Genomic DNA, 16,799 nt, shown 5'->3' on the forward strand with positions numbered 1-16,799 from the left:
CTGCTTAACTATTAAACAACCTGTCCATTTCGTTCTCATCCAGATCAACGGACATAAACTCTTCAGGCTGCGTAAAAGAAGTGGTGTTTTTTAATGTGGTGATGATTTTCTCCAGATTTTCTGTCCAGGAACGAAGCAGCAACTCCCCTGCGCCTGCAAAAACAGATTCATGACTATAACTGATTTCCAGCCACAGTTTTTTGCCAACTACCATTGCATTGATGTCGACACCCGCTGTACAATGATTTTCATGGTGTGTCTCTAAAAGAGGCGACTCCATACTATATTGAAAAAGGTCGTTACTTAATTCTGAACCAAACTCGCCCAGATAATTAAATCTGAAATCCGGAATGTCATTTACTAAATCATCCTGTTTATGGCAGCCATACTTCCAAATGCCATAATAGGCACAGGCATCATTATAAGCCTCCATCTGTTCTTTCAGATAGTGTATTTTAGTGAGCAGGTCCTTTCCTTTCCATTCCCATAAACCCGGGTACATTGCCGTGAACCAGCCTATGGTTCTTGAAAAATTGAAATCTCTGGTATGACGACCATGGCTTTCATGTGTAACCAGAAAGGTATCCTTACCTTTCATCTGCTGCATACTCTCTAAAAATGCCGCATATAACAACAATGCAGGATCGAATTTGAAAATATGCGAAGCCGTTCTCAGCAAGAAGCTCATATCGATTGATGCGGCTAGAGAATGTACTTTAAAAGGACGGCCAACACTTTGCTTTTTGGGCTGATCTGTGCCCAGCGTATTTTCCCGGGCACGATCAATCTCTTCCCATTTCGCCACATAGCCCAGAAAAGAAGCCGAATTGCAAATCTGCAAACGATCATTTTGCCAGGCAGTCAGCGAATCCGTTTTTAAAGGTAAAACTGGAATTCTGCCGCTTTCCAATGCTGTATAAACCTGATATAAATCTTCCAGCAAAATTCTCCAGGACATCCCGTCAATAACCAGGTGATGTGCCCTGATGAATAAAAAATGCCTGTCATTGGAATTAAATAAGGCTCCCCTCAGCAGACAATCCTTTTCCAGATTAAACTGATTCCATGCCTCAGCGGCATAAAACCCAACCAGTTCTTCCGGTCCTCCGGAAAATATTTCACTGAAGGTTTGAACTTTAAAGGTTGCTTTCTGATGCAAAGGATTATAAAAAAATTCATTCCTGCCAGCATCATAATTGAGTCTGAGCCCATCATGGTGCTGCAGCAACATCGTAAATGCTTTGTCCAGCAGCGCGGTATCCGGTGTCCTTAAAAACTCGAAAAGCAAAGTCTGGTTATAAAACCCGGCATGTTTAAACTTTTGGTGGAAAAACCAGGCAGCAATTGGTGATGGTTGTATGCTCCCCTCTACCGGTCCCTGATGAGTCGCAAGGCTGATGTCGATTTCTTTTGCATGGGCACTGACTCTTTCCAAAGTGTGCCAGGTCAGGATATCTCTGGCAGATACACGGACTCCTTTTGCCAATAAACGGGATGAAATCTGTGCTGCCTTGATAGAATCCCCACCCAACTCAAAAAAGTTAATGTCGGCACCTGCCCCTTCATATTCCAGAATCTCTTTCCATACCCCTTCGATGATCATTTGAATTTTCCCTTGTGGCTTGTCCTTTTTGATTGAAGGAGCCGAAGGATGTTCAACCGGCAGGCTACTGTAATCAATTTTTTGATTTTTTGTCAGCGGTATTTTTGGTATCCTGAAGTATTCCGCCGGCAGCATGTAATGAGGCAGTCTTTCGGATAATGCACTAATAAGGTCATCAGGATCAATAACGGTGTCACTGGTATAATAAGCCAAAATAACAGGAACCTGATGTTTGTTTATTTTCACCTGTAATAAAGCTTCAATAATGCCAGGATATTGCCTTAAATTCAGTTCAATCTCTGCAAGTTCAATCCGGTATCCGTTTATTTTGACCTGATCATCAAATCTTCCGATATATTCTATGGTTCCATCCGGGAGAAATTTCGCCTTATCACCGGATTTATACATCCTTTTCCCTTCCGCAAACGGATGGTTAATAAAACTTTTTACAGTGGCCTGCTCATTAAACAAATAACCGGTAGCCAAACCATCTCCCGCAATATAGATCTCTCCTGTTACCCCGATTGGGACCATAGACAGGTATTGATCCAATACATATATCTGCATATTATCGGCTGGTTTTCCAATGGAAACTACTGCCGACTGATCTTTCGGGTCAAAGGCATGAATCATGCAACCTACTGTGGCCTCTGTAGGCCCATATTCATTTAAAATTTCTACTTTACCATGAAATAAAGTGTAAATCTCCTGAGCCAGCCAGCGTTCCAGTTTTTCCCCTCCCACAATAAATCTTTTTATTTTACTCCCGGAAAGGGAATGCATCAGCGGGAGCCGGGCCACGATTTTAAGATGGGAAGGTGTCAGTTTTATCGTGGAAACCTTATTCTCACGCAGGATGGTTTCAATTGCCATTTCATGTTCTTCATAAATAACAATCGTATTGCCCGTAATCAGAGGAACAAAAATAGAGGTGATGGTCAGGTCAAAAGAGACTGAAGTAAAAAATGGGAATGCTTCCTTTGCTGAAGAGGTATAGGTTTTAGCCGCCCACACACTATAATTCACCAGAGATTGCTGACTGATCATGACTCCTTTGGGAGATCCGGTTGTTCCTGAAGTATAAATGATATAAGCGATATCGGCCGGTTTTTTATTTCCGGAAAAATGACCTGCCGGGTTTTCCGCAAGATCAGAATCATCCACATCAATCACCCTTGCTGTTATTTTACGGGCATCTGTCAACGATTTTAAACCTGAGACAGAGGATGAACTGCTGATGATGAAATCACATCGGCTATCATTTAATATCAGTTCAATTCTGCCAGGAGGCAATTCGAAATCAATTGGAAGATAAGTTGCCCCGGACTTTAAAACAGCCAGTATACTATAAATCAGTTCCGGCGACCTTTTCAGGTAAATTGCGACGATTCCCCCCGCTTTAACGCCTGCTTTCTGCAGATTTCGGGCCAGATGATCGGATTGGATTTCCAGTTCCTGATAAGTAACCTGCTTATTCCCAAATATTAAAGCCAAATGATCAGGCGTTTTTATCGCCTGTTCTCTGATTAACTGTTGAATCGTTTTTTTATCGGGATAAATCGCTGTGGTATCATTAAAGGTATCCAATTGATAAAAATGTTCCTGATGACTTAGATAAGATAGGTCACAGATCCTCTTTTCGGGATCGTTCAGTATGGTCTCCATCAGTTGCTTAAAATGGCTAACCATTACCAAAATGCGCTCCCGTTCGAACAGGCTTTTGCTAAACTCAATATTGCCGTTAAAGGTATCTCCGTCATCAAATATTTCCATGGAAATATCAAACTTGGTAGTCCCCGGATCAAAGAAACAGGGTTTGGTACTGAAATCATCAGAAGAAGGGAAAACATCCAGCATGTTTTGAAAAACAAACATCGTATCAAAGAGCGGGTTCCTTGCGGGATCTCTCGGGCCTTTATACATTTCAACCAATTCATCAAACGGAAAATCTTTATTCAATAAAGCTTCGTTCATGTTTTCCGCCTCCGATTTCAGCACTTCAATAAAAGTAGCCCCGCCATCTAACTCCTGTTTTACCGCCAGATTGTTCACAAACATTCCAAACAGCGATTGCAGGTCAGGATGATCGCGTACCGCAACAGGAATACCGATTACCATATTATGTTGACCGGTATATTTAAACAATAAAATTTTATAAATAGTGAACAACAGTACATGTATACTACAGCCCTGTTTCTGCGCCAGTAAAGCTATTTTTTTTCTTTCTCCCGTTTCAATCTGAAAAAATATCCTTTCTCCCTTTCCATCAAAATAAACGGGACGGCTATGGTCTGCAGGCAATTCTAATACCGGCCATTCCTCTGCTATCTTTTCCTGCCAGTATTTCTTTTGAACTGCAATTTCATTCCCTTTTAATTTTTCAGCTTCCCAGTTTAAGAAATCAGCATATTGAATTCCGGAAGAAGGCAGGGCTTTTCCCTGATACAACCTCAGTAATTCCTGTAAAAAGAGGTGTACAGAAATGCCATCAGCTATAATATGATGAAAATCAAGGAATAAAATATGAAGATCAGGTCTTATTGAAAATATCTTAAACCTAAAAAGCGGACCTGTTTCCAGGTTAAATGGCTGAACGTGTAAAGCCATATTGAATTCCCCGGCTTTCTCCCCCATCTTCAGGATTTCCAGCTGAACATCCAGCTCATGATGAACCACGAACTTTGGTTCTTGATCAAAAACAAAAGTGGTCCGAAGACTGTCGTGGCGCAAAACAAGCGCTCTTAACTGATCTGCTAAAAGGGAAAAATCGGGCAGGCCTTCGAGAAACATGGCCACAGGAATATTATAATTTATGGATTCCGGTGTCAATGCCCAGTGATAGTAAAGCCTCCGTTGTAAAGCCCCAACCGGCTGATTGATCCGGTAAGTGTTTCCTTTAACCGGCTGATAATTTTTAACAGGCCCGGACCTAATATTTTTAGCAATACCGGCTAATGTGGGCTCTTCATACAACAGGCGAATGCTCAGATCAATATTCCACTTCTTCAAAATGCTCATTTGCATTTCCGTTACTTTGAGGGAATTTCCTCCATTCTCAAAGAAACTGTAAGCGGGATCCGGCTTCCGGCCCGGTAGTACCTGCTGCCAGATTTCAAAAACCTGCTTTTCTATCGGACTAAGCTGCTCCAACATTAAATCTACCGCTGATGCAGCTTGCTTTTCGATCTCCTCTATTTCAGCAACAACACTTTGAAACTCATTGTTCTGGTATGCTTCCAACAGCTTAAAGCGCTGGATTTTACCACTGGTTGTCCTCGGTATATTTTTAACCGGTATAACGGATTTCAATGAAATACCCGTTTTTGCATTGAGGTAATTCCTCAATATTCCGGAAGTTTTCAGAAAATTATGCAGACTGCCTTTATGAACTACGAAAGCAATCACTTCCTCCTGTTCGATATCATGGTTATAAGCCCCGGCTATTGCAATCTTATTCAATTCAATTTCCCCGAGTTCTCCCGCTATACCTTCCAGGTCATTCGGATAATAATTCTGACCATTTACAAAAAAAACATCTTTGTCCCTGCCTGTGATGAACAGGCAGCCGTCTTTCAGAAAACCAAGGTCTCCTGTATTTAACCAGCCATCACTGCTGATGGTTTTATTGGTCTGCTCGGTATTGTTGTAATAACCGCTGGTCACAGATTCACCCTTGATATAAACCAGCCCTATGGTTTCGTCCGGCAGTTGCTTTGCTTGTCTGTCCAATATGCTAATGGCACAATTGGGAACTGCAGTACCTAAATTTACGATAGATACGCCTTCATTACCTGCGGTCAGGATTAAAACTTTTTCACCTATATTATTTTTTCGGCGACTGATTTTTAACGACAGTACAGGATCTTCAATTCTGGAAATCGAAACGGCCAGGCTTGCTTCCGCCAGACCATAAACCGGACAAATGGCCAGACTGCTTAAGCCATAATTTTCAAACTGGGCCAGAAAACGGCGACTGATTTTTTCAGAGACCGGTTCCGCGCCATTGTAGATCAGACGAATTGCGCTGAAGTCCCAATTTTGGTTTTCATCTGAGTTTAAACGTTTTAGGGTATACTCATAACCAAAATTTGGAGAGCAGGTAACTGTCACACGATGATTGCTTATCGCATCCAGCCATAATGACGGCCTCCTGATAAACAGTGAGGTTGGAATGATAAAATGATTAAGGCCACTATAAAGCGGGCTGATATGAAAGCCGATAAGCCCCATATCATGCGTTAAAGGCATCCAGCTGAGCAAAGAATCCTGCTTTGAATAACCAGATGCAGTAGCGATTGCATCCACGTTGTAAAGCAGGTTCCGATGACTGAGGATCACTCCTTTCGGTGATCCGGTAGAACCGGAAGAAAACTGGATAAAAGCGGTATCCTCGGCCTGAATATTTTCAATCCGTCCGTTTTCATCAGAAAGGGATAAAGTCCGGGGATGGATAATCCGGTCAGCCATCTCCAGATAGGTTTCCACCACTCCGTTGCTTTCAGCAAAATTTTTGATTTTGACAAAGTCATTATCTTCTATCAATAAAAATGGAGATTTCAATACAGGCCAGATATTGAACAGCTTATTCCTGTGGTCATAACTATTGTCCGTCGAAAGAGGTACAGGAATCACTCCGCCAAGTATACAGGCCCAGAATGAAATGACAAAAGTTTTCATGTCATCGACCTGAAACATCAGTTCATCCCCTTTTTCCAATCCTGCATTTTGCAAAACAGCCAAAGCTTTCGTAGCATGATGGAACAGCGCCTTATAAGAAAGAAACTCTTCCTGATTGGTACCGCTTATAAAAGTAATTCCAGATTTATCCTGATCAGATCTCCGTTTTAAAATATCTGCAAGCGTATTAAATTGCATAGGGAATTATTAATTCACAATTTTTTGTAGCGTAAACTATTATCGATTCAAACCTTGAATGGCCTGAAGAAATGGAAACGAGATTGAAAAATAAAGGTAAAAGCGCTGTATGATAGAAGAACACACAGCTATCGCTAAGGTTGTGTAGATTTGCTATTTTTGAAACGAAAAATTTTAATCCGACTCTCTTTATTCAAATATGATATATTGAGAGAGCACTTCCAAGCTTTTGAATCATATTTATACGAACTACCATTTTTTTGATGCAAACGGCAAATAATTCTTTCTAAATCCTAAAATTTGGATTTCATCACCCTCAAAAAGCATAGTTTATACAAAAAAACTATGCCAGAGTCTCTACAACAGAATCATAAGCCTGTTAAGTATAATAAAAATCAAATATCTGATATACTTTCAAACGTTCACACAAAGAATAAATGATAAGGCATAGACAAAACAATGATTCACATAATAAATAAATATTATTGTTTAGAATTAAGAATTGTCTTATAATTTTGAGACAGACCAAACACCAAACCATCATCTTAATCATAATACCTATTTGAATGAGCTTTCTACCAAAGTGGCAAATCGTGTATACCAGGCCGAAAAATGAAAAATTAACATCGAGATACCTAAACGAACTGGGAATAGAGCATTTACTGCCTATGGGAAGGATGACCAGACAAATGCGCGATACCCAAAAGACCATACGTGTACCACTCTTTCCTTCCTATATTTTTGTCTATCTCACCGATATCAGAAACGTTCTTGAGGTACTGAATTTAAATTCAGTAATAAATTATGTAAAAATTGGAAAAAAGATAGTTGAAGTTCCCGAAAAAGTAGTAAATAACATTAAAATATTAACCAATCAGGATGACGAGGTTATTGTAATTAATGATAAAATTAAAGTAGGAATCAAATGCGCGATTAAAGAAGGACCATTTGCCGGACTTGATTGCGAAGTTGTGAATATTGAACGAAAGAAACACATCCTGGTCAGACTGGATATTTTCGATAGAAATATCCTGTTAGAAATAAAGAATTCGAGTCTGATTTCAGTTTTGGATTAGATTTCGGATTAGTCCGGCATTCCATCTGCTTTAACTGTGGCTTCTTTGTAATGTATAATTTATAAAAAATATAAAATGAGCGATCTCCTAAAATGATTCCACCTCAGGTCGTCCGGACCAGATATACATTTCGAATCAATTAAAGCACATGATGCCAATTTCCTTCCGGGAACAAAGCATATATAGCTTGCGATCCCCTGAAACAGGAATAACGCTCCTTCTTCTCTACCAGCAGGCCCGGGATAAAGTCATTTTCAGCTCTTTATTCATTGAGCAGGCATACTAAATGTCACTACCTGGTGATTAAAATAAACAATTTAAAAATAATTAAAATAAATAGGACGGATAGCGTATTTTTAAAAATGAATAATTTAAATATATTGCGGTAATTTATTAACAACTACAACGCCCTATGAAGATATCCTGCTATATTGTGGATGATGAAAGCCATTGCATTAAAACGATTAAGGATCATGTAGAAAGAACACCTGGACTCGAACTTATAGGAACAGAGTCCAATCCTTTAGAAGCGTTAAGAAAAATTCTAACTCAGGAAATAAAACCTGATGTGGTATTCCTTGATATTAAAATGCCACAACTATCCGGAATAGAATTAGCCAGATTGATAAAAGACAAGACCAAGGTAATTTTCGCCACCAGTCATAACAATCATGCTTATCAATCTTATGACCTGGGTGCATTAGACTTTCTGATCAAACCTGTTTCTTATGAGCGCTTTTTACAAGCTATAAAAAAAGGATATAGTCAGCAGGCTCAACCTTTACGTGACGTCCATCCTTTTATTTTTGTTCAAACGGAAAATAAAAAAAAACTAATCAAAGTCGATACAGAAGAAATCACCACAATTGAAGGACTTAGCAATTATGTGAAAATTAACACCAGTTCTGCCAAAACATATACGGTTTACACCAGCATGAAGTCTTTGCTCAACAAATTGCCATCTGCACATTTTATCCGTTCTCATAAATCTTACATCGTTAACCTGAAATTCGTGGAAATGATTACAGGCAATGAAATTCTAATGAAAGGAAATGAGGTAATCCCTATTGGTGATTTCTTCAAAAAACAATTATATGGGTGTCTGTAAATGATAACAGCATTGATTAGTTCGCAATATCATTATTTGTGATGTTTCTTCTGGTTTTATTTACACCGCCTTTTAGTCGTCCGAAATTATAATTCAAATTGAATGTAAAATTCTGAAAGTAGTCTCTTGAGGTATAATATTGATTAAATTCCTTACCAAAACTACTGGAGTCATTATTTCTGTACTTCACAAACGGATTATTGATGCGCGCACCTAATGATAATTTATCAGCAATCAATTGCTTACTCACACTAAAACTGGTACTGATATAACCCTTAGTTGTCCCCTGCAAACCAGTAGGGCTTTTACTTACTCCGTTCAAAGTAGCATTCAAACGCCAGCCCTTATTCAGATTAAATGAATTCGAGAAGGAAAGCGAATACATGAGCAGGTCATTATTGACAATAATACCATCAGAATTCCCTTCTAACCATAGATACATTGCATTTCCATTGAGGCCTACCCTGTAAGCTTTACTGATGGGATAGGAAATCGAGAGATTACCTCCCAGACTACTGGACTTTCCGGTATTGTCGTAGGTTGTTCTTGTAATTTGAGTAGCGGGATCAAAATTGACCACCTGCAGATCAAGGTTATTCATAAAGGAGTAGTTCAATCCTGCATTTATCGAAAGCTTTTTATTATTGCCATAATTAACCTGTATATCATTTAAGAGTACCGGACGCAGATTCGGATTACCAGAGGTTTCAAAAAGCGGATTAGAGCGGTCAACATAAGGGTTTAGCCTTTTTATACTCGGTCTTCTGATGCGTTGGGAAAAACCGAAGCCCAGACTGCTTTGATCTTTGAAATTTTTATTGATCGCAATGGAGGGAAGTACATTGAAATAATTCTGATTTGCCACCGTCGCATTGCTAATGAAATCTCCTCTGATGACCGTCTGTTCAACACGTACACCAGCAATAATATTCCATGATTTTAAAGCGATGCGATAGGAATTATAAGCACTAAATACGTTTTGTGTATTGGTATACCTGTTGGAAAATTCAGGATCAAATTCAAACTGCCCATTATCAGCATTAAAGCTATTGTAATCAAAATTACTGCTACTGGACCTTAAGATACCTTTAAGTCCGGCTTCAATATTAATTTTCTTCACCGTGGTAGTAAAATCCATTTGAAAAGTATTTTCATTGAATTTCTGATGATCGTTCTGTCTGTAATCCGATTGATCATAATTGATTAAATTAGACAGATCTATATCTCCATTACGGTCAGTTCCGCTATTGGAATATTGATAAGAAAAAGTCAGCAGTTGATCCTTAGCCTTTTTGAAACTGATCTGATAGTTAACCGCAGCATCAAATCCATAATTTTTCCCTTTGTTATGATTTAAAAGATCGTAGCCCTGTAGGGGATCAGTACCACGTATTAATGCGGAGGATTGAGACTTGGAGCCGGATGACCTCCCCCCATTGAGGTTGAACTGACCAGACACTAAATTAAGGGAATCGATACTATAACTTAGTTCGGTGCCAAAATAACCTGTTTTTTGATCAGATTTCTGAAGACCTTTTTGAAAAAGATTGCTCATGACAGTACCGTAGCTCAACCTGCTGCCCTCATAACTGGTTTCCGGGTTGTCGTTCAGACTTGCTCCTCCAAAAGCTGAAATCGCAAAGTTTCCACTTTTCGCGGTAATCGATCCGCCAAATCCGGGTCCGCCGGCAGGAAAGCTTTCGTTCAGATTAAAAGATCCGTTATATCCATCACTAATCTTTTTACTAACGATGATATTGATGATCCCCGCCAGCCCTTCTCCATCATATTTAGAAGGAGGAATAGTAATCACCTCTATTTTTTCTATGGTAGAAGCCGGCATACTTTTCAGTATGGCAGTCAGATTTCCTTCCACACTCGCAGAAGGTCTGCCGTTAATCAGGACCTTAAAGCTGGAATTGCCCTTTAGTAAGATATTGTTTTGACCATCCAGCGTAAGGTATGGAATTTTAGGAGCCATATCCAGAACGCTGCTTACTTTACTTTCAGGGTCAGCTTTAAGATCGTAAACGATCCGGTCTGCCTTTTGACTGATCATCGGTCTTTCTCCGGTGATGACCACATTTTTCAATGTTTTGGACTGCTCTGTTAAATAAATGGCCCCAAGATCAATCTCTTTGAGTTCTTTTCCGGACAAGTTCAGTGAGATTGTTTTTGGATAATAACCCAATGCAGCGAAAGAGATCTGATAGTTCAAAGGCCCAAGTGCGGGAATAACAAACTTTCCGTCTTTATCTGACGCTACCGCTTTAAGGACCAGCCCTTTTTCATCTTTAATTCTGACTGTAGTAAAAGGCAAATCACTACGGCTCGCAGAATCAGCTGTCACTCCTTTAATCTGATATTCGCCTGGTGCATTCTGTGCAAACAACGCGCTGGTTTGAACGGTTAAAACAATTAGTAATAACATTGTTCCGGTAATTAACTTTACGATTCTCATTGGTAATAATTTTTAACTGTTTCTGGTTTTCGGGCATAGAGAATCATTTAAAGGCTTTTGTGCTTTAAAATCAACTGCTTTTTAAAAATTTAAATTGAATTACGGTATAGCAGGCAGGACTATTTATCTTTTTGATCGCGGATCATCAGATGGTAGACTAAAAATCCACCTGCGATAAAGATCATTTCAACTCCGTAAGGTAATGGTGATTCTTCTGCATGATAGGGTATAAACTCCAGCACCACAAAACCAATTCCAGCCGACATCAGGATAATTCCCCATTTCAGCAATTCGTTGACTCCGGATAACTGTTTTAAGAATTTCAGGCCGATTTCATCCAGCGGACCTGAATCAATGATTCTTCTTTTTAATCTGTACTTATAAAGGGTAATGATAAAAATTCCAATGATTATAAAAAAAACGATGACGATTATAAATGGCATTAACTGTTTCATGATCTTCTATTTTAAGTGATTTACCCAGTAGTCAACGAAAGAAGACAAGCGGTTGCAATTATTTTAAATTAATTTATTGAATCATCTTTATGCGTAATTATCTTCTGTTTTTTTTGTATTATTAACATCTGATGAACTAAAAAAGCTTTAAATTAAAATAACCTGAATATACTTCACATTTTTTGCAACCGGCACCCCATATTGATTGACTACTAAGTATGTTTAATGAAAAGGATATTATTACCAGAATATTAAATAAGGATTTTAAGGCTTTTGAATTGCTCGTCAGACAATACGAAAGGCTTGTTTTCTTTGTGATCAATAGGCTGGTACATGACCAGCAGGATAAAGAAGATCTCTGCCAGGAAGTGTTCATTAAAATCCATAAGAACCTTTACAAATTTGAATTTAAATCAAAGCTGTCTACCTGGGTTGCCCGTATTGCTTATCTGACGGCCATTAATCACCTCAAAGCGAATAAGCAGGAACGGCTGTCAGAATATCCCGAAGATATTGACCGGTATTATTTTACCGACGAAAACCCGGAACATACCATGATCAAAAAGGATACGGTGAATTACGTCAATGAATTAATTCAGGAAATGCCGCTTCAATATCGTACCGTATTAACCTTATATCATTTAAACGAATTCTCCTGCTCAGAAATTGAGGAAATTACAGGGATTCCCGAAGGAACGGTCAAAAGTTACCTGTTCCGGGCAAGGAAATTGTTAAAGGAAAAAATTGAAAAAGATCTAAAAAAAGAAGAAATATGAAAGAGTCAAATGATCAGAAAATACAGGAGATGTTGGAAAAAGGCATCAGGCATGATTCTCAACATTCATTTGAAAATGACGATCTCCTGGTTTATAAACAATTGTTCCAGGCTTTAAATGCCGGACAGGAATCAGGATTGCCGGCAAACTTTGCCTCCAACGTGACGAAGAAAGTTCAGAAAACAACTTATCAAAAACAGGATATGTGGTTTGCCCTGACCATTATTTTAATATTCGCGGTCACTTTTGGCGCAGCTTACCTGGTCCTTACCCTGATTAATCCGGATGCAGGACGTGATTTTTACGAAATGAACCTCAGATTTAAATACGTGATTCTCCTTGGAATTTTAACCTTTCTAGGTATCTTTTATGATAAAGGAAAGGCCAAAGTATGGAGTTAAATGACAATATCGCTGGACAAGAGGATCTCATCAATCAGTACGGAACTTTGATCGGGAGATAAGCCAAATATTTTCCCGGTCATATCAGCACTTACCTGGATTTCCTGGCAACAGGCAAAAATCTCGTTAAAATGATTAAGGTCCCAGGTATTACCGCCATGATAAACATAGATGTATAAGCCGGTGATTTCATTGATATTGACAATATATCCCTCTTCACATAAGAATTCCACAACTGCCGTATCCTCTCCTCTTGAACTGTTATCATATTGCTTTAACGAGAAAAGCTGCTTACGACACAACAGACTTCCTTCCCAGTTTCTGGCATGAGAAATATACAGTTTGTTATTTGTTGCGTTAAATATCAGCCAATGCGTTAATATTGAACCTGATTTCCCGGCAGCTGTTAAGGCAGTAAACTGATACTGTAAGCGGTTTACATGATACCAGTCATCATCGTCCCACTGACAAATAAAATCACCATCAGCTTCTGCAATGGCCATATTTCTCAACTCACCCAATGTCCTTTTCGGATAACCGCTTACTTCAAGAACCTTACAATTGTCAGGGAATGTCCGATTTTTGATGTAATGGGTTGTAGCCAGGTCATGATCTTCGTAAAGGATAATCAATTGTTTATTTTCATAGGTTTGAGCCTCAAAATAAGCGATCGCTGCATCCAGCTTTAAAGGCTTATTGAAGGTTACACAAATACAAGAAATTAAAGGTGATGTTTTTCCCATTTTTTAAATATTTTAATGAATTTATTAGCTATAATTTATATGGAATGATTTCCATAATGTTCTCTTTGAGCTAGCCCCACCAGCTTCCCCAATAATAATGCAGTCCATACGCATCTTTCAGATTTTCGGCAACCACATTCTTTTCAATATCGGCCAGCAGCTCTTTATTGATCTCGTCTTTTGTAAGCGGATATAAAAACTCCGGTTCAATTATTTTCACCTTTAAAGTTTCATCATGCTGATGTTGTTCGTACACCCTGGTTAACATAAAAGGCCCGGTTGTTTCAAGAATCATGTCGTTTTTATCTTTGAAGGTAGCAACTGAGGGATGATAAAGCTCTTCACAAATTAATTTCATGAACTCAGACTTAGCCTTGCAAGCCATAAATGCATTACTGATGATCATCTTTTTGTGGTGAATAGCAGAATGTAGCGCATGCTCCAGGCCAAATGCACAATGGCAATTTTCCAAAATTGGAGAGATATGCTTAAAACAATAGAAATCCAGGTCCACATAGATCCCCCCAAACTGATACAGAATAAAATACCGCACCGCATCCACTCTTTGAATATGACTGGGATAACTGCGATAAATGTCCAGAAAATCAGGAAAATAACTTTCAAGGAAACCGACATTCATGTCGTCAGTCCACAAAGAATACTTCCAGTCCGGATGAAGGTTTTTCCAGGAGTTTACGGATGCAGCAAATTCCTCAGGAATGGCCGCGTTTTTCCATGTTTGATGGATTATGGCTGGGATCTCCATTAGCATTCAAATATTTGATATAAAGATGATGAGTGAGAAAAAACAACAGCTATCGCTAGGATAGATTAAGAATAGGGAATATAAAAATCAGTAGAATACAATTATTTACAATTGATTTACAACAAACGATAATCTAAAATAGAACAACAATTTTAAATTAGCAAACATTTTAATTGTTTTTTCGCATTGGCAAAGATCTGCCTGGCAACTGTTCAATCTGTAAACAGACCTATACAAAATCAAACAATCACCCTGATAATCAGAAATTTAATTTAAAATCAATTGCAGCGATTAAATAAATTGCGACTTATTGATATATTTAATATTAGAATAACGGGCCATTCTTTTAAGACAAGGAATTTCAAGTCCTTTTAGTAGTGATATAATTTGATACGATTTATGAATGCTATTCCGAAAAAGATACATCTGATCTACAAGACCCATCATATTCCGAAAGAATATGAGAATTTTTTAGAAAGCATTCAATTGCATCATCCGGAATGGGAAATTACCGTATATGACGATGCAGAAGCACGTGCGATTGTACTTAACCATATGCCTGATCTGCTCGAAATTTATGACCAGTATTCATTGAATGTACAAAGAACAGATCTTTTCAGAATAATTGTAGTTTATCTTTTTGGTGGATTTTACCTGGATCTGGATATGCTTTGTTTTAAAAGCCTGAATCCACTTTGCCAGCATAAATTAGTACTTGGAGAGGAAAAAAAACTTACACCGGAAGAATGCCTGAAATTAGGGCTAACTCATCCGGTAAGAATTGCCAATTATATGTTTGGCTCTATCCCCCGGCATGCCTTCTGGCTGGAGCTCATCCATGGCATACGCGAATATTCCAGAATCGAAATCAGGAATGAAGACGATGTGTTAAATTCAACCGGCCCCGGACTACTAACCAATGTCTATCATGACCTAAAAGAAACTTACCAGGATATCACCTTAATTCCCAATCATCATAAACTGTGCATGAGATCCTGCTCGGCAAACTCTTGTCATTTCGGCGACTATGCAGCACATTTTCATCTTGGGAAATGGAGATGGGAGTCCGGTCCTGCCCCGGCATCTACTTTAAAAGCGAATCAATAGATCATGAATAGAAACACAATGAATGAGCATGCGGAAATCATAACTGAACCCTCTATAGGACAGTTAGACCATTTAAAATACCTGACCGAATCCGCTGGAAAACAAAACGTCCCCTACATGGTCTTTGAGACATTCTTGTCAAAAATCAATGTCGAAATGATCGAGAAAACTTTGTCATTTATGGTCAAAAGACATGAAAGCCTGAGAACCATCTTTCCGGTAATTGATGGAGAAATCAAACAGGTCATCCTGCCATATGAGGAAGAAACCTACAAACTGGAACAGTTTGAAATTCAGTCCGAGAAAGATTTTTTGCCTACAAGAACGATGCTGTATCAGAATGCAAGCCAAAGCTTCTCAAATTTAGATCAGGGACCACATGTAAAATTCATTCTGATCAAAAATGCTGATAATTATTTTTTCTCCTTTCTGATCAATCATATCTTTTGTGACGCCTGGTCATTACGGGTCATAGAACAGGAATTATTTGCCATTTACACTTCTTACGTCAAAGGAGAAGAACCCAAATTACCGCCTTTAAAACTTCAGTTAAAGGATTACTGCTTCCGGCAAAATGCCTATCTCCACCAACACAAAGATCAGTTAAGTGAATTCTGGGCTAATAAATTAAAAGGATTTAACCAGACCTTGAGAATTGAAGATTTCTACAGAAGTTATTCCAAAAGAAATCAGAAGGCATTGCAGCCGGAAAAGAAAATTGAAACGGAGCAGGAATTAACAGCAGTCTTGAATCAGGAAAAAACAATGGTATTTTCCTCTACTTTTGTTCAGCAGAACTACTTAAAAATTAAAACCCTTGCACAACGTAAACACTGCACGGTTTCCGCTATAGTCTATGCCAGTTTTTATGCACTTATTTTTCTCTATTCCAAAAAAAGCAGGGTTTTACTAGCTGCCCTGGTTGCTGACCGCGGAAAATTAGAAAACCGACAACTGATTGGCTGTTTATTAGGCGGCACTTATTTACCCATGAATGTCACAGAAGAAATTAGCCTGGATGAATTGATCGATCAGGCTTTTCCTAATCTTTTAGAAGGAATTCAACAGGTCATTTATTGCCATTCTTTTTTAGGAATAACAGGATCTGTATTGAGAACAAGCTCTGATATGTATACCAATTACATTCCGGTAGACGGGCCGTTAAATCCGCAGGAATCTCAAAAATTCAGTAAAGAACACCGGGTAGACGAAGGGATATATTATGCCATCAACTGTATGGTGTATGAATATAGTAATGGATTAGCCGTTAATTGGAGGTACAACACCGGTGTTTTCGCTAAAGAGCTGATGGAAGATCTGGTTAAATGTCATGAAACCATTATGGATAGCATTATAAAAAATGACAAATTAACTTTAAAAGAGATTCGTGCGCATCTTCAATTGGAGGAATTATAAAAACACTATCGC

The 16,799-nt window shown here is 38.6% G+C and carries 11 protein-coding genes; 6 read left to right on the plus strand and 5 right to left on the minus strand.

The genetic code is table 11. The annotated features are described in order from the left end of the window. Positions 1 to 4: 4 nt before the first annotated feature. A complete protein-coding gene (locus BFS30_RS25195; RefSeq protein WP_069381828.1) occupies positions 5 to 6,478 on the minus strand; it encodes a non-ribosomal peptide synthetase in 6,474 nt (2,157 codons plus the stop codon). Positions 6,479 to 7,044: 566 nt separating this feature from the next. Here BFS30_RS25195 and BFS30_RS25200 point away from each other — a divergent pair. Both BFS30_RS25200 and BFS30_RS25205 read left to right on the plus strand, forming a co-directional pair. Further along, positions 7,045 to 7,554, plus strand: a complete 510-nt coding sequence (locus BFS30_RS25200; RefSeq protein WP_069381829.1) for a UpxY family transcription antiterminator — start codon at positions 7,045 to 7,047, stop codon at positions 7,552 to 7,554. Between the two features lie 412 nt (positions 7,555 to 7,966). After that, positions 7,967 to 8,662, plus strand: a complete 696-nt coding sequence (locus BFS30_RS25205) for a LytR/AlgR family response regulator transcription factor (RefSeq protein WP_069381830.1) — start codon at positions 7,967 to 7,969, stop codon at positions 8,660 to 8,662. A gap of 16 nt (positions 8,663 to 8,678) precedes the next feature. Here BFS30_RS25205 and BFS30_RS25210 read toward each other — a convergent pair whose 3' ends face one another. Together BFS30_RS25210 and BFS30_RS25215 are read right to left on the minus strand one after the other, a co-directional pair. Beyond that, positions 8,679 to 11,123, minus strand: a complete 2,445-nt coding sequence (locus tag BFS30_RS25210; protein ID WP_069381831.1) for an outer membrane beta-barrel family protein — start codon at positions 11,121 to 11,123, stop codon at positions 8,679 to 8,681. 119 nt (positions 11,124 to 11,242) lie between these two features. Continuing rightward, positions 11,243 to 11,578 (minus strand): hypothetical protein, encoded by a 336-nt coding sequence (locus BFS30_RS25215; protein ID WP_069381832.1) that lies wholly within the window; start codon positions 11,576 to 11,578, stop codon positions 11,243 to 11,245. A 218-nt stretch (positions 11,579 to 11,796) separates the two neighbouring features. Here BFS30_RS25215 and BFS30_RS25220 point away from each other — a divergent pair, with 218 nt between their 5' ends. Both BFS30_RS25220 and BFS30_RS25225 read left to right on the plus strand, forming a co-directional pair. After that, positions 11,797 to 12,354 carry an RNA polymerase sigma factor gene (locus BFS30_RS25220; protein ID WP_069381833.1) on the plus strand — a complete coding sequence of 186 codons (558 nt, stop codon included), beginning with the start codon at positions 11,797 to 11,799 and terminating at the stop codon, positions 12,352 to 12,354. Beyond that, complete coding sequence (locus BFS30_RS25225; RefSeq protein WP_069381834.1) at positions 12,351 to 12,755, plus strand: hypothetical protein; 405 nt, start codon at positions 12,351 to 12,353, stop codon at positions 12,753 to 12,755. The genes BFS30_RS25220 and BFS30_RS25225 overlap by 4 nt, the downstream gene beginning before the upstream one ends. Here the strand turns inward: BFS30_RS25225 and BFS30_RS25230 are convergent. Next, positions 12,752 to 13,498, minus strand: a complete 747-nt coding sequence (locus BFS30_RS25230) for a glycosyltransferase family A protein (RefSeq protein ID WP_069381835.1) — start codon at positions 13,496 to 13,498, stop codon at positions 12,752 to 12,754. The two genes, BFS30_RS25225 and BFS30_RS25230, sit on opposite strands and share 4 nt — an antisense overlap. A 70-nt stretch (positions 13,499 to 13,568) precedes the next feature. Then, the gene (locus BFS30_RS25235) at positions 13,569 to 14,264 is read right to left on the minus strand and encodes a glycosyltransferase family 32 protein (RefSeq protein ID WP_069381836.1); all 696 of its coding nucleotides are present in this window, start codon (positions 14,262 to 14,264) and stop codon (positions 13,569 to 13,571) included. Positions 14,265 to 14,663: 399 nt separating this feature from the next. Between BFS30_RS25235 and BFS30_RS25240 the strand changes: the two genes are divergently transcribed. Beyond that, a complete protein-coding gene (locus BFS30_RS25240; protein WP_069381837.1) occupies positions 14,664 to 15,371 on the plus strand; it encodes a glycosyltransferase family 32 protein in 708 nt (235 codons plus the stop codon). Positions 15,372 to 15,374: 3 nt separating this feature from the next. Next, a complete protein-coding gene (locus BFS30_RS25245; RefSeq protein WP_083252236.1) occupies positions 15,375 to 16,787 on the plus strand; it encodes a condensation domain-containing protein in 1,413 nt (470 codons plus the stop codon). Positions 16,788 to 16,799: the final 12 nt, after the last annotated feature.

It is taken from the genome of Pedobacter steynii (genome assembly GCF_001721645.1).
Lineage (GTDB): Bacteria > Bacteroidota > Bacteroidia > Sphingobacteriales > Sphingobacteriaceae > Pedobacter > Pedobacter steynii_A.

Excerpts from the sequence above, each read along its gene's own strand:
- BFS30_RS25205 (WP_069381830.1), top strand. The coding sequence starts at position 7,967 with ATGAAGATATCCTGCTATATTGTGGATGATGAAAGCCATTGCATTAAA.
- BFS30_RS25210 (WP_069381831.1), bottom strand. The coding sequence starts at position 11,123 with ATGAGAATCGTAAAGTTAATTACCGGAACAATGTTATTACTAATTGTT.
- BFS30_RS25225 (WP_069381834.1), top strand. The coding sequence starts at position 12,351 with ATGAAAGAGTCAAATGATCAGAAAATACAGGAGATGTTGGAAAAAGGC.
- BFS30_RS25235 (WP_069381836.1), bottom strand. The coding sequence starts at position 14,264 with ATGGAGATCCCAGCCATAATCCATCAAACATGGAAAAACGCGGCCATT.
- BFS30_RS25215 (WP_069381832.1), bottom strand. The coding sequence starts at position 11,578 with ATGAAACAGTTAATGCCATTTATAATCGTCATCGTTTTTTTTATAATC.
- BFS30_RS25200 (WP_069381829.1), top strand. The coding sequence starts at position 7,045 with ATGAGCTTTCTACCAAAGTGGCAAATCGTGTATACCAGGCCGAAAAAT.
- BFS30_RS25240 (WP_069381837.1), top strand. The coding sequence starts at position 14,664 with ATGAATGCTATTCCGAAAAAGATACATCTGATCTACAAGACCCATCAT.
- BFS30_RS25220 (WP_069381833.1), top strand. The coding sequence starts at position 11,797 with ATGTTTAATGAAAAGGATATTATTACCAGAATATTAAATAAGGATTTT.
- BFS30_RS25230 (WP_069381835.1), bottom strand. The coding sequence starts at position 13,498 with ATGGGAAAAACATCACCTTTAATTTCTTGTATTTGTGTAACCTTCAAT.
- BFS30_RS25195 (WP_069381828.1), bottom strand. The coding sequence starts at position 6,478 with ATGCAATTTAATACGCTTGCAGATATTTTAAAACGGAGATCTGATCAG.
- BFS30_RS25245 (WP_083252236.1), top strand. The coding sequence starts at position 15,375 with ATGAATAGAAACACAATGAATGAGCATGCGGAAATCATAACTGAACCC.